Here is a 13,579-nt window from a genome sequence, read left to right on the forward strand (position 1 = left end):
TATTTCTGGCCGCTGTTTCAACGGGAAGCCAGTTTTAAGCGCCTGGTGTTAGCGATTGGCGTGAACTAACATAAAAAAGGAGGCAATTTATCGCCTCCCTTTTTTAACCAAATTTGCGTTCAGTAAACGATAGCGGCTTTGGCAATTAATCGCCTGGCGTTTCTGCAGCCAGTGTTTGCCACTCGAGCGCGCCACCGAATGACCGATAAACATCCACCAAACGAATAAAGTGTGCAAGTTCAATTTGGGTGAGCTGATCACGGCTGTTCAGTAACTCGCGCTCACTGTCTAATAACTGCAAAAAGTCTATGGTGCCAGCCTGATAGTTTGCTCTGGCATAGTCGACAGCCTCCTGACTTGACTGATATTGGCGGGTTGCATTGCCCATTTGCTCCCGACTTAACTGATAACTGTTCAGTGACAACTGCATTTCATTAATGGCGTCAATCACCGTTTGTTCATAGCGCGCCAGGGCAATTTTACTGTCAGCCTCGGCACTTCGTATGCGGGCTTTGGTAACCCCCAGGTTTAAGCCCGACCATTGTAATGCAGGGGCAATATTCCAACTTTCACTGGCACTGTTAAAGGCGAGATTCGGCGAAGAGATAAAGCCAAGAAACCCACTCACCGATAAAGAAGGATATAAATCGGCTGTCATAACACCAATTTGTGCCGAACTGGCAGCAAGGTTGCGCTCAGCACTGGCCACATCCGGGCGGTACTTCAGGTAATTAACACTGTGTGTCACCGGCAATGGCTGCTGCAGTTGTGGCAGCGCAGCTGCGCCATTGAGCTGTAACTCATCAAGGGGTAGCGCCAGTAGTGCTGCCAGCGTGCTTTTGGCCGTTTGCTGAGCGATTTGAATGGCAGGGATACTGGTTTTAAGGCGATACACCTGGGTTTCAATTTGTGCTAGTGCGAGCTTGGTGGCGCTGCCTGCGGCCACCTGTGCTTCAACAACCGCCTGACTTTGCTGCAAAAAGTGCAGGTTCATTTGGGCATAGAACATGCGCAATTGAGCACCGCGGTACTGTCCGTAACTGCTTACCACCTGACTAATAATCTGTAGCTGCGTATCCTGCCACAGCAGATCAGCTTCTTCGGCCCTGGCTTTCGCGGCTTCTTCGGCGCGTTGCAACTTCCTAAAAATATCGGCATCCCAGCTAAGCCCCAGACCACTGGTATAACCGCGCAGGGTAAGCCCGTTATCCTGCGGTAACAGCGACGTATTTCGCCCAGCCTGGTAATTGCCAGAGACAGTGCCATCGGGCCACAAACTGGCATCCGCTTCACTAAACACCGCCCGTGCGCGCTCAACATTAGCGCTGGCTTCATGCAATGTCCGGTTTTGCTCAAGCGCACGAACAATCAACGCATTGAGTTGCTCGTCGTTGAAGGCGCGCCACCAGGATTGAAGCGCGCTAGCGCGCTGGTACCCGCTGCTTACGTTGATTGTCTCAACCTGTGCGGGCGGCACATAGTCGGGCCCCACAGCGCACGCGCTTAGCATGCCAAGCAACGCTATATTACCAAGCAGTTTTACCGGGTGTTTAATAAGACTATTCATGGTTTAACTCCTTGCGCGTGAGGCTATCCTGTAACGGCGACTGGTGATCAGAGGGCGTAGGTTTGGCCAGTAAGTAGTAAAATAACGGGGTTAACAGCAGACCAAACACGGTGACGCCAATCATGCCCGAGAACACTGCAACACCTATTGCCTGACGCATTTCAGCACCCGCACCAGTAGAAAATACCAGTGGTGCAACGCCCATAATAAAGGCAATCGAGGTCATTAAAATGGGCCGCAGGCGCAAACGACCGGCTTCGAGAATAGCGTCCAGCGTCGACAACCCCTGCTCCTGCAACTCTTTGGCAAACTCCACAATTAAAATGGCATTTTTAGTGGCCAGGCCCACCAGGACGATTAATCCTATCTGGGTCAGAATATTATTGTCGCCGCCATACAGCAGTACACCGCTTAACGCTGACAGTAAGGTCATCGGAATTATAAGAACGATAGCCAGAGGTAAGCGAATGCTCTCATACTGAGCGGCCAGCACCATAAAGACCAGAATGATCACCAGCGGGAATACCAGTAAGTTCGCATTGCCGGTGAGGGTTTGCTGGTAAGTCAGCTCCGTCCACTCATAGGTCATACCATTAGGTAAGGTGTCATCGAGAATCTGCTCAATAGCCGCTTGCGCATCTCCCGAACTAAATCCGGGGGCCGGACCGCCGCTAATTTCCGCCGTGGTAAAACCATTGTAGTGCATCACCTGATCTGGGCCGGCGATGTCGCTGACCTGAATAAACGAATCCAGAGCAACCATTTGCCCCTGCTCATTACGCACTTTTAACTGGCCAATTTGCTCGGCGTTCGCACGAAATTGTGAGTCGGCCTGCATATTCACCTGAAAGGTTCGGCCAAACAGGTTAAAGTCGTTGACGTAAGTTGAGCTCATATACCCTTGCAGCGTTTGAAATAACTGGTTTAAATCCACGCCTTGTTGCTTGGTTTTGTCTCGGTCTACGGCAATATCCAGTTGCGGAACGTTAACCTGATAGCCAGAGAACACACCGGCAAGCGCAGGGTGTTGAGCGGCTTTTTGCATGACTTGTGTGGTCATCTCGTTGAGCGTTTCAAAGCCGTACCCTGCCCGATCTTCAATTTGTAAACGAAAGCCCCCAATTGTGCCGAGTCCCATCACCGGTGGCGGCGGGAAAATCGCCACGTAGGCTTCCTCAATACTGCTGTATTTGCCATTAAGCGCGCCGGCAATTGCATTGGCAGAGAGCGATGGCGAGGTTCGTTCAGCAAAATCCGACAGCACCACAAACACAATGCCGCTATTGGTTGCATTGGTAAAACCGTTAATGCTCAGCCCGGGAAAGCTAATGGCTGATTCCACGCCGGGATGGGCTAACGCAATAGCGGTCATTTCTTCAATCGTGGCAGCGGTGCGATCCAGCGAGGCCGCATTGGGCAACTGCGCAAAGGCAATTAAGTATTGCTTGTCCTGGGCGGGAATATAGCCAGAGGGTGTGTTGGTAAATATCACGCCTGTCAGCCCAACCAGTACAATGTAAAGCGTCAGCACCAGCGCGCCGGTACGAATCACCTTCTTCACTATATAACCATAACCCCTGGATAAACCGCCAAATAATCGGTTAAAAGGGGTAAACAGCCAGGCACCGAAAAGCTTATCGATGATCCGGCTTAAGTGGTCTTTGGGGGCATCGTGTGGCTTTAACAGTAAGGCCGCTAAGGCAGGACTCAGCGTGAGCGAGTTTATCGCCGAGATAAACGTGGAAATAGTAATAGTGAGAGCAAACTGTTTATAAAACTGGCCGGTTAACCCGGTCATAAACGCGGTAGGAATAAACACCGACGCTAACACCAGCGTTGTAGCAACAATCGGCCCGGTCACTTCTTTCATGGCCTGCACCGTTGCATCAACCGGCGTTAAGCCTTCACTGATATTACGCTCAACATTCTCCACCACCACAATGGCATCATCGACCACAATACCAATGGCCAACACTAACCCAAACAGTGATAGCGCGTTCAGTGAAAAGCCCATCACCTGCATAAAGGCAAAGGTACCAATTAAGGATACCGGCACAGCGACCAGCGGAATAATCGACGCGCGCCAGGTTTGTAAGAACAGCACCACCACAATCACAACCAGCAATACTGCCTCCAGCAATGTTTTAACCACTGCTTTAATAGAGCCCTTTACAAATACCGTTGGGTCGTAGGCAATTTCATACTTAACCCCTTGTGGAAAATTCTGTGATAAGATTTCCATGATGGCGCGAACATCGTCAGAGATTTGTATGGCATTGGAACCCGCCGCCTGAAACACCCCCATTCCTACAGCAGGGTTGTTGTTGATGGTAGAGCGCAGTGCATAAGAGTCGGCGCCCAGCTCAATGCGCGCAACATCTTTTAAGCGACTTATCTCGCCATCGTCACCCACTTTGATGATGATATTTTCAAATTCTTCAACACTGGTTAAACGCCCTTTTACATTCATCAGAATGTTAAAATCGGCATTTTCTACCGGCTGTGCGCCCAAACTACCGGCTACGACCTGTTGGTTTTGCTCGCGAATCGCGTTAGCAATATCTACCGGAGTGAGATTTAACCCCGCTACCCGGGAAGGATCCAGCCATACCCGCATGCTGAACTCACCGGCGCCAAACTGGCGCACCTGTCCTACTCCTTTGATTTTAGCGAGCTCATCCATCACATTTAAGGTGGCAAAATTGGCCAGATAAAGCATGTCATACCGATCGTTGGGTGAGTACAAATGCACCACCATGGTCAGGTTAGGAGAGGCTTTCTCGGTAATGATACCGAGACGCTGTACTTCCTGGGGCAAACGCGGCAATGCCCTGTCAACGCGGCTTTGTACCTGACTTTGGGCCAAATCCACATCGGTGCCTATCGCAAAGGTCACAGTCAGGGTCATACGGCCGTCGGCATTGGATTGCGAGGACATATACAGCATGTTTTCCACGCCGTTGATTTCTTGCTCTAACGGCGAAGCCACTGTGTCGGCGATAATCTGAGGGTTAGCGCCAGGATAACTCGCGGTCACCACTACCGTAGGCGGCACCACTTCAGGATATTCAGTAATGGGTAACTGCCATACTGCGATACCCCCGGTAATGATAAACAGCAGCGACAGAACCGACGCAAATACCGGGCGGTGAATAAAAAACTGCGAAAACATAAGGTGAGCTCCTATTGAACCGGACGTTGGTTAAACAGCGCCGCTTGTGCGGTTTGTGCTGGCGGGGTGAGCATCTGCTGGGCGGTTTGGATGTCAGCAAGGGTTTTACTGTCGGCCATCTCGGTGACCTGAGGGGTTATTTGCATACCCGGCATTACCCGTTGTAGCCCGTTAACAACGATGCTTTCGCCGGCGTTGAGTCCCGACTCAACAATGCGCAAATCACCTAAGGATTCACCCAGTTTTACAGGGCGATACTCCAGTGTGTTTTGCTCAGTCACAGCAAGCACGTACTTGTTATTTAAATCGGTTCCCACCGCTTTCTCGTCGATTAAAATTCCTTCATGAGCCTTGCTGCCAGCCAAACGAACCCGCGCAAATAAGCCCGGTAATAGGGTGTTATCTGCATTTGTAAACGTCGCGCGCAGGGTTATAGAGCCGGTTTGTTCGCTGATTTGATTGTCGATGAAATCTATCGCCCCTGCATAACCAAACTGTTCATCACCGGCCAGCGCCATCGCTACCGGCGGCTGAGAGGATGTACTATCAAACAGGTCATTTTGCACATAGCGTAAATAGGTTCCCTCATCCACATTAAAATAAGCATGCATATGACGGGTCGATACAATACGGGTTAATTCACTTTGGCCGGCCGCAACAAAATTGCCGGCGGTGATCATTGCCCGCGAAATACGCCCTGATAATGGCGCCGTGACAGCGGTATAGGACAGTTCCAGTCTGGCACGTTGCAGTGCCGCAGCAGTTGCATCGACGTCGGCTTGTGCTTGTTGCAAAGCACTACGTCGTGTTTCTAACGCTTCCTCAGCAATGGCATTTTGTGTCAGCAATGAATTACCACGCGTCAGTTCAGAGGCGGCTTTTTGCTTACGGCTCAACGCACCGTTATGAGCCGCTTGTAAACGCTCCACTTCAACTTCGAAGGGAGCCGGATCAATTTGTACTAACACATCACCTTTGCTTACCAATGCGCCTTCGGTAAATTTAACGCTCTTGATATATCCGGACACCCTGGGCATTAGCATTACGGTTTCGGGGGCGACCAGACGACCCGTAAACTCATCCCACTCACTCAATTCCATGCTAACCACCTGCGCCACGCTGACGGGGGGCGCCGACATTGGTGCGGCTTGCTGCTGAGGATTTTCGCTGCCGCAGCCTGTTAATACTACCGAGGACATTACCGCCACAAATACCAGAGAGACTTTGCTGAATTGAAACATTTTGTCATTCCTTTCAAATAATAATTACCAATACATTGCCCAGGTGCCAAAGGGGAAATCCATGACAGTAAAGGGAAAAGACGATTGGTGCTTTAAACGCCGGGAAGTGTATCCGGGGAACGACGGTGAGGTAATATCTGATCCTTGCCATTCATTGCACAATTCTCCAGCCCCTGTAGAAACAGGCAATCATGCTGGAGAATCGTATAATCACAATGACGATGATTAATAGTCACTGCAGCCTTTGCAGGGCTTTGCATTTAGGGGGTGAGACGGTATCCCTGGCGGGATAGTAAGATAATATTTGTTTGGCGAATTGTTCAATCCCCCACGATGATTGCCTGATCCTCCATATATCTACAGTTGGATGTGGGAGAGCTCAGAAAAAGAGCTATACTGATACACCCGGTAAGAGGATTGAGTGTATGGACCAGAGAATTAAGCATTATCAACAATCGCTGATTGATATGACAACGCGGATCAGCGCCGGAAATGGCCTGACTGAAACCAATGTACCGGGTGTAAAAACCGTACACAGTACATCTAAAACCTGTAATAGCCCGACCATTTATGAGCCCATGGTATGTTTGTTATTGCAAGGTACTAAAAATTTGTATGTGGGCGAGCAAAAAATCCATTACAAAGAGCTCAGCTATTTAATTATTCCTATTATGATGCCGGTGGTTGGCGAGATTGTGCAGGCGTCTGAAACTGAACCCTACATTGGCATCAGCGTATCCCTCGACTTACGTGAACTGTCAGAACTTTTAATAGACATGGCTGCCAATAAGGCCGAACCCTGCAATAAAAGCTGCATTAAAATGGTCAATGCAGATGTCGATTCAATGTCTACCTTTGAACGTATTCTTGCGCTTCATGAAACTCCCCAGGATATTCCCATTATGTTGCCGATGCTCAAACGAGAGCTGATGTACCGTATTCTTAAAGGACCAGCAGGCAACCAGTTACGACAATTTTTATTGTACGATTCCAATGCGAACCGTATCAGTAAGGTGATTGAGATTATCCGTAAGAACTTCCAGCGCCCGCTAAAGGTAAAAGAGTTAGCAGAAACCGTGCATATGAGTGAGTCGGCGTTATACAGTGGGTTTAAAGCCATTACTGCCATGTCACCACTGCAATATCAGAAACACATCCGGCTCAACGAGGCCCGGCGGATTATGCTCTACGAGGGGATCGAAGCCTCGTCGGCGGGTTATCAGGTAGGTTATGAGAGCCCTTCTCAATTCAGCCGGGAATACAGCCGCTTATTTGGTGCGCCACCAATCACCGACATTAATCGTGTGAAGCAAAACCAAACCCTTGGCCTTGGCGCCCTGCCCAGCTAATAAAGGCAAACTGATTAGTGTTACGCTTTATCAGTCGATACTCTGCGCGTAGTAAACGGGTGCGCGCGCAATCGTTGCGCAGGGTTTTAGCTAACAGAAGAGCTGATGCGCAAAATGCTAACCGAGCGCCAGACAGGTTATGCCAATATGATGGTTTGTAACAGGGCCTGAAATTACTCTTAATTGCGCCATTTTATTCAGCGCTAACAGTGCGCTGAATGAAATGGTGTGCTGCACGGGTCTGGTATTTTTACAAATCGGAGTAAACCAGCTTCGTACACTACCTGTACCAGTAAAGACATCTTTGATCGTAAAGGAGCACAATATGAGCGACCCAACTTACACCCCGCCCAAAGTATGGAAATTTGAAAATGAAAATGGCGGTAAGTTTGCTAACATTAACCGCCCTACAGCAGGGGCGCGTTTTGAACGTGAACTGCCACAGGGTGAACATCCTTTTCAGCTCTATTCACTGGCAACACCGAATGGAGTAAAGGTCACCATAATGTTTGAGGAACTGCTGGCTAAAGGCATTACGGATGCTGAATACGATGCATTTTTAATTAACATTGGTGAATCTGATCAGTTTGGCTCTGGTTTTGTAGAGATTAACCCAAACTCTAAGATACCGGCACTGCTTGACACCTCGACGAGCCCGGCGACCCGGGTATTCGAATCTGGTTCCATTTTGCTGTATCTGGCTGAAAAGTTTAACGCATTTATTCCGCAGGACCCGGCCCAACGTACCGAGTGTCTGAACTGGTTATTCTGGCAGATGGGCAGCGCGCCATTTTTAGGCGGTGGTTTTGGCCACTTTTACCATTATGCGCCGGAAAAATACCAATACCCTATAGAACGCTACACCATGGAAGTAAAGCGCCAGTTAGACGTGCTGGATCAACAACTGGCTAAACATACTTACGTAGCAGGCAACGAGTATACCATTGCCGACATGGCTATTTGGCCCTGGTACGGTGTACTGGCCATCCACGATGCCTACAATGCCAGCGAATTCTTACAAACTCATGAGTATAAAAATGTAGTGCGCTGGGCAAAAATGATTGACGAACGGCCAGCAGTACAGCGCGGCAGAAAGGTAAACCGAACCTGGGGCGAACCCCATGAGCAAGTGCCTGAGCGCCATAGCGCCAGTGATTTCGATTAAACGGCGATCTATTTTTAGCTATTTTGAGCAACAAAGTGAATACCACAGGCCGTTTATACGGTCTATATAAACGCCGAAGCACAGCTTAGTAATGTGCACTTTTGGTGCTTTGGTACAGACGTTGTGACTCATTTTAGTTCAAATGACCGTGCAACAACGTGTTTACGGTCCGGACTTATCATCTAACACATTGATATATATGAAGATGTATAAATATGGCATTGTAAATGCTGTAAGGTGTTTAACACCACACAATTGATATTAAATGTACTGTTGTACATTTGGGCAAAGGCGCCCATGCGGATTCATTCTATGACTCTGTATGGGCGCCTTTTTTGTATCCAAAATTTAACGTTTACCTAAAATAAAGGAAATTAATGATGATTACCGATCGCACTCAAGTTACCGCCATGATTCAATCAGCAAAAATCAGTAAAGGCATAAAATGGTCAGAAATAGCTGTCGTGATTGGCCAGTCTAAAGAGTGGAGCACCGCGGCATGTCTGGGCCAAATGGCGATGACCAAAGAGCAGGCAGAAGGCGTGGGTAAATTGCTCGAACTTTCTGACGAAGCCATCGCCTGGTTGCAAATTGCGCCGTATAAAGGCTCTTTACCTACCGAAGTGCCAACCGATCCGCTGATCTACCGTTGGTACGAATTGGTCAGTGTATACGGAACGACGCTTAAAGAGTTGATCCACGAAGAGTTTGGCGATGGCATAATGAGTGCAATCGACTTTTCAATGGACTTACAGCGCGAGGAAGATCCCAAAGGCGATCGCGTACACGTTGTCATGTCAGGTAAATTCCTGCCTTACAAAATGTACTAATAAACGCGTTTTTACTCTCTGCCCCATGAGCATATTCCCCTCATGGGGCGATACATTCGCTTTATGAGTGCAGCGCTGGTATTTTGATTTTAATAAACAAAGTAGTTGCTTGTATCTGCTAGTACAAAACACCTATAAAATTGTGAGGTTAGGCGAATATGCTTAATGCCAGGCATAGAATTTTAAGCTTCTTAGCACTTCTACTTTTATCGTCCAACGTGCATTAAATAATTGAACCTAATTTAATCATCGTTCTAATATAGCTCTACATTTTTGATTATTTCTTTAACCAAATTTCTTAATACGGCCTCTTTAGATAACTCATTATTAATCAAAGATAGGTTATTAGAAACGATATGATCGTAAAGTGTCGGATCTGACTCAATTAGTTCATATTTCTCTTTGAGGTCAGACAGATCCGACTTTACAGGGATATAATTCTCCCAAGGTTTAAGGTACTGTTTTTCCCACCATAATTTTTCATTGTGTTCTGATGAGAAAAACACACGTTTAGAGGCTAAAAATAAGTACGACTTGGTGCTATAAGTATGCCCCTTCAGGTCAAAAAAGTACTTATAATTTCCCTTAAGGTTTAAAACCGATGTGAAATTTTTGCCCTTTCGATCAAGCCAGCTAAATCTTTCAGTATTAATGTAATCAATATAAGGCGAACTCTCACACATTTTTATGTATTGTACGCGCTGAGGCTTTGAATTTTGTTTACCTAAAAAACCAAAGGACACCATTTTATTGCTGGATGGCATTTCATCATCAGCCAAGAGTTGGTCGATAATGCCCGAATATATGTCCCTGATAGTTTCAATAACAAAATGGTATTCGTGAAGGTTTATATCCACACTCTTTGTGATTCGTTTAATATTTAGGTTTTCATGAAAATGTGTGCATAAATCATTTGTAAAACTCATCACATCAACAGGGTTGATCTTGTAAGTTGCATCGAATGTTGTGAAATCAACAGACTTACACACCACTGTCGTTGACCCATGCCATGAGTAAAGTGACAAATCTATTTTAACATTGGGTTGACTTATCAGTGATATAACGTGCTGAGTATAAATCTCTTTTGGTGTTTGCATGAATCCCAGAATACTGATTTTAATCTATTTTCGTAGCGCAAGGCTAGCTAACAAAATTGACGAAAGCAAGCGCTACACTTTGGTTGTTTATGTTTAGCTGATAAGCCAAGCTTCTCAATTGTTATCTTTTCGCCATTATAAAATCGTGGATTAATCAGAGCGCTATCTTCTATGTTCACATATGTAATTCTCACTACAAAATCTCGAGTTAGCGGCTCCCGGTAATGCGTAATCTGATATCATAGTGTTTTTATTCGCCAGCGCTTTTTGCTGGCATTGGCAGTAGTTAGATTTCATCCATGACTCAACCATCCGTTTTTACAGCACGCTTTGCCTGGTTTCTGGGTGGTCGCGGAATGTTTAGCACCATTGAATCAATTATGGCAGTCGCCTTTGCCTGGCACTTGTATGAGCGTACCGGCGATCCCTTTGACCTGGCGCTTGTGGGGCTCTTTCAAATTGCGCCTGTTTATATTTTATTTCCGCTGACTGGCTGGGTGGTAGATCATGTTTCCCGCAGCAAAATATTGATCGCAGGGGCCACTATGCAGTTGCTGGTATTAACCGGTTTTGCATTGTTGATGATGACTGCCGACTTTAATAAATGGTATCTGTTGGCACTCATAAGTGTATATGGTTGTGGTAAAGCCTTTATGTCACCTGCCCTGCAGGCTACTTTGCCGAATCTAGTCGCGCCCCACTATCTTAATCAAGCCGTGGCCATAACCAGTACGGTGTGGAACATTGCCCTCACCGTTGGCCCTTTTGTGGCAGGCGTACTCATAGCCTGGTTAGACCGCAACGTGTATTGGGTGCTCGTGGCAGCGGCCATCGTCACCTTTACCTGTTTTATAAATATTCCCCACATGGACGCAGCCAATACCGCTAAGGGTAAACGGGATTTACTCGGAGGTTTGCGATTTGTAAAACAAAACCCCATCGTATTAGGCAGTCTAAGTGTCGATTTGTTTATAATACTGCTTGGCAGCGTAGTAGCGTTACTACCTGTTTACGCGGCTGATATTTTAAAAGTCGGGCCCCAGGGTTTAGGCTTGCTGCGCGCGATGCCTGCGGCAGGAGCAGTTCTAATGGGCGTGTATTTGTCGAGGTTTAAAACTGAATTTAACAATACCGGCGCTACGCTGTTTGTATCGCTGGTAGTCTTTGCCTGTTCCATTCTGACCTTTGCCCTGTCCCAAAGCCTTTGGCTGACAGCGACTGCGTTATTTGTGTACGGCGCATCCGATATGATTAGCGTTGTGATCCGCGGTGCGGTAGTGCAATTGCACACGCCCAATGCCTTACGTGGTCGGGTAAGTGCTGCAAATTCGATTTTTATTGCCTCATCAAACCAACTTGGTGATTTTCGTGCCGGTGCAACGGCTGCAGCTATTGGCCCGGTAAACGCAACACTCATTGGTGGTTGGTGTGCGCTGGCCATCGCCCTTTCCGGCGCGTATTGGTTTAAAGACTTACGTCAGCTAAAAACCTTAAAACAGTAGCGGATACAGGATAGCGGCCCAACAAAATATTGCGAGCATGATGGCCATAAACACGGCTGCAGAGCCTATATCTTTGGCTTTACCGCTGAGCTCGTGCACTTCAGGGCCGATCCTGTCGACCACGGCTTCGATGGCACTGTTAAGCAGCTCTACAATAATGATTAGCATTAAACTGCCAATCATAAGCACCCGCTCCGGCACAGTGACCTCCAGCCAGCAACTGAGGGCGACACCGAATAAAAGTAACGCCAGTTCCTGGCGCACCGCTGGCTCACTGAAAAATGCGGCTTTCAGGCCCCTTAACGAATACCTTGTCGCATAGAATAGTCTTTTATATCCGGTAACTTTTGTGACAAACATACCTGCCCTTCTTTACTACCAATCAGTGTGTTATAGCACAACTGCAAAGCACAATTGTGAATCTCTGGTGTACAGATTGCACAAGGTATTGGTTTACCTGCGATGGTTATGTCAGCCAGGCTTGTTCGGGATTATGCTAAGCTATGGAATACATTGAACTTTTGACTACTAAACAGAGTATTTTAGCCGCCAGCTGTTTAGCGATAATTATTACCCTGTATATTTGTAAGCGCCTTTTTCTGGTGCGCTTGCGCGATCAAATGAGGCAACAGGACACCGAACATAATCATTTTTATCAGGTGTTAATTCTTGCCCTCAATGCGCCTCTTAACCTTACCATACTGACGATTTTACTGTGGTTGGTTCGCTACGGACTCACTGTGAGCGGGCTAATTACCAAAGAAGACACCAACATTATTGACCACGCCATCAAAGCAATGGTGATTGTTACCCTGGTGTTATTTATCGAGCGCTGGATTACTTACGCAATAAAGGTGTATGCCACACGCTCGCCGCTGCTCAATAACACTCGCAATATCGCCAGTGGCGCCATCCGTGCCTGCCTGATAGGTCTTGGTTTGCTATTGGTCCTGGGCTCAATGGGGATCTCGGTTACACCGCTAATTGCATCCCTGGGTATCACATCGCTGGCTGTCGCATTAGCCTTACAACCCACCCTGGAAAACTTTTTCTCCGGGGTTCAAATTCTTATTGATAAACCCTTTCGTATTGGTGATTACATTGAACTAGAAAGCGGAGAACAGGGATTTGTCGACAAGATTGGGTGGCGCTCAACCTGGATAAAAATGCTCCCCAACAACATTGTTATCGTACCCAATGGCAAGTTATCGCAGTCGAAAATTATTAACTACTACTATCCTGAAAAGGAACTGTCGGTGCCGGTTGAGGTGGGCGTTCATTACAGTTCTGATCTGGAGTTTGTTGAAAGGGTTACGCTTGAAGTGGCCAATCAGGTGCTTTTCGAGCATGAATGGGGAGTGGAAAGTTACGATCCTTTTGTTGTTTTTCACACCTTCGACAACTCAAGCATCAACTTTACTGTTATGTTGCGTACCAAAGAGTACTTCAACCGTTTTTTTGTAAAGTCGACCTTTATTAAGGCGCTGCATCGCCGCTACAACGACGAAGGGATTGTTATCCCCTTCCCGATCACGGCGTTAAATTTACAGCAGGAAGGCGCTGAGTCAGCCATGTCGGGTGGCGATAGCCAACAGGCAGCACTGCAAATGAATGCAGCGCTACAACCTAAATCTTAATAGTCTTAAAAGTTGTGAA

At 47.3% G+C, this 13,579-nt stretch carries 11 protein-coding genes; 6 read left to right on the forward strand and 5 right to left on the reverse strand.

What is annotated here, in order from left to right:
* Window positions 1-145: 145 nt before the first annotated feature.
* From OIK42_RS09920 to OIK42_RS09930, 3 genes are read right to left on the reverse strand one after another with little or no spacing between them, the layout of a single operon-like run.
* On the reverse strand, window positions 146-1,567 hold the full coding sequence (locus OIK42_RS09920; RefSeq protein WP_273640155.1) for an efflux transporter outer membrane subunit: 1,422 nt from the start codon (window positions 1,565-1,567) through the stop codon (window positions 146-148).
* Window positions 1,560-4,739 carry an efflux RND transporter permease subunit gene (locus OIK42_RS09925; protein WP_273640157.1) on the reverse strand — a complete coding sequence of 1,060 codons (3,180 nt, stop codon included), beginning with the start codon at window positions 4,737-4,739 and terminating at the stop codon, window positions 1,560-1,562. The genes OIK42_RS09920 and OIK42_RS09925 overlap by 8 nt, the downstream gene beginning before the upstream one ends.
* A gap of 11 nt (window positions 4,740-4,750) precedes the next feature.
* Complete coding sequence (locus OIK42_RS09930) at window positions 4,751-5,980, reverse strand: efflux RND transporter periplasmic adaptor subunit (protein WP_273640159.1); 1,230 nt, start codon at window positions 5,978-5,980, stop codon at window positions 4,751-4,753.
* Window positions 5,981-6,041: 61 nt separating this feature from the next.
* On the opposite strand from OIK42_RS09930, the gene OIK42_RS09935 reads away from it, so the two are divergent.
* The 4 genes from OIK42_RS09935 to cynS all read left to right on the forward strand — a co-directional run bounded on the left by OIK42_RS09935 (window position 6,042) and on the right by cynS (window position 9,324).
* Window positions 6,042-6,209: a hypothetical protein gene (locus OIK42_RS09935; protein ID WP_273640161.1), complete on the forward strand. Its 168-nt coding sequence runs from the start codon at window positions 6,042-6,044 to the stop codon at window positions 6,207-6,209.
* A gap of 196 nt (window positions 6,210-6,405) precedes the next feature.
* Window positions 6,406-7,329 (forward strand): AraC family transcriptional regulator, encoded by a 924-nt coding sequence (locus OIK42_RS09940; protein WP_273640163.1) that lies wholly within the window; start codon window positions 6,406-6,408, stop codon window positions 7,327-7,329.
* 325 nt (window positions 7,330-7,654) lie between these two features.
* Window positions 7,655-8,494: a glutathione-dependent disulfide-bond oxidoreductase gene (yghU, locus tag OIK42_RS09945; protein WP_273640165.1), complete on the forward strand. Its 840-nt coding sequence runs from the start codon at window positions 7,655-7,657 to the stop codon at window positions 8,492-8,494.
* A 380-nt stretch (window positions 8,495-8,874) separates the two neighbouring features.
* Entirely contained in the window at window positions 8,875-9,324 is a 450-nt protein-coding gene (gene cynS, locus OIK42_RS09950) for a cyanase (RefSeq protein WP_273641484.1), read from the forward strand.
* A gap of 254 nt (window positions 9,325-9,578) precedes the next feature.
* Here the strand turns inward: cynS and OIK42_RS09955 are convergent, their stop codons facing one another.
* Window positions 9,579-10,421, reverse strand: a complete 843-nt coding sequence (locus OIK42_RS09955; RefSeq protein WP_273640167.1) for a glycosyl transferase family 90 — start codon at window positions 10,419-10,421, stop codon at window positions 9,579-9,581.
* A 299-nt stretch (window positions 10,422-10,720) separates the two neighbouring features.
* On the opposite strand from OIK42_RS09955, the gene OIK42_RS09960 reads away from it, so the two are divergent.
* Window positions 10,721-11,923, forward strand: a complete 1,203-nt coding sequence (locus tag OIK42_RS09960; protein WP_273640169.1) for an MFS transporter — start codon at window positions 10,721-10,723, stop codon at window positions 11,921-11,923.
* Here the strand turns inward: OIK42_RS09960 and OIK42_RS09965 are convergent.
* Window positions 11,912-12,283 (reverse strand): diacylglycerol kinase, encoded by a 372-nt coding sequence (locus tag OIK42_RS09965; RefSeq protein WP_273640170.1) that lies wholly within the window; start codon window positions 12,281-12,283, stop codon window positions 11,912-11,914. The two genes, OIK42_RS09960 and OIK42_RS09965, sit on opposite strands and share 12 nt — an antisense overlap.
* Before the next feature lie 143 nt (window positions 12,284-12,426).
* On the opposite strand from OIK42_RS09965, the gene OIK42_RS09970 reads away from it, so the two are divergent.
* Complete coding sequence (locus OIK42_RS09970) at window positions 12,427-13,560, forward strand: mechanosensitive ion channel family protein (RefSeq protein WP_273640172.1); 1,134 nt, start codon at window positions 12,427-12,429, stop codon at window positions 13,558-13,560.
* The last annotated feature ends 19 nt before the right edge of the window (window positions 13,561-13,579 follow it).

This window comes from Alteromonas gilva (assembly GCF_028595265.1).
Lineage (GTDB): Bacteria > Pseudomonadota > Gammaproteobacteria > Enterobacterales > Alteromonadaceae > Alteromonas > Alteromonas gilva.

Excerpts from the sequence above, each read along its gene's own strand:
- OIK42_RS09960 (WP_273640169.1), top strand. The coding sequence starts at position 10,721 with ATGACTCAACCATCCGTTTTTACAGCACGCTTTGCCTGGTTTCTGGGT.
- OIK42_RS09940 (WP_273640163.1), top strand. The coding sequence starts at position 6,406 with ATGGACCAGAGAATTAAGCATTATCAACAATCGCTGATTGATATGACA.
- yghU (WP_273640165.1), top strand. The coding sequence starts at position 7,655 with ATGAGCGACCCAACTTACACCCCGCCCAAAGTATGGAAATTTGAAAAT.
- cynS (WP_273641484.1), top strand. The coding sequence starts at position 8,875 with ATGATTACCGATCGCACTCAAGTTACCGCCATGATTCAATCAGCAAAA.
- OIK42_RS09970 (WP_273640172.1), top strand. The coding sequence starts at position 12,427 with ATGGAATACATTGAACTTTTGACTACTAAACAGAGTATTTTAGCCGCC.
- OIK42_RS09935 (WP_273640161.1), top strand. The coding sequence starts at position 6,042 with ATGACAGTAAAGGGAAAAGACGATTGGTGCTTTAAACGCCGGGAAGTG.
- OIK42_RS09965 (WP_273640170.1), bottom strand. The coding sequence starts at position 12,283 with ATGTTTGTCACAAAAGTTACCGGATATAAAAGACTATTCTATGCGACA.
- OIK42_RS09925 (WP_273640157.1), bottom strand. The coding sequence starts at position 4,739 with ATGTTTTCGCAGTTTTTTATTCACCGCCCGGTATTTGCGTCGGTTCTG.
- OIK42_RS09955 (WP_273640167.1), bottom strand. The coding sequence starts at position 10,421 with ATGCAAACACCAAAAGAGATTTATACTCAGCACGTTATATCACTGATA.
- OIK42_RS09920 (WP_273640155.1), bottom strand. The coding sequence starts at position 1,567 with ATGAATAGTCTTATTAAACACCCGGTAAAACTGCTTGGTAATATAGCG.
- OIK42_RS09930 (WP_273640159.1), bottom strand. The coding sequence starts at position 5,980 with ATGTTTCAATTCAGCAAAGTCTCTCTGGTATTTGTGGCGGTAATGTCC.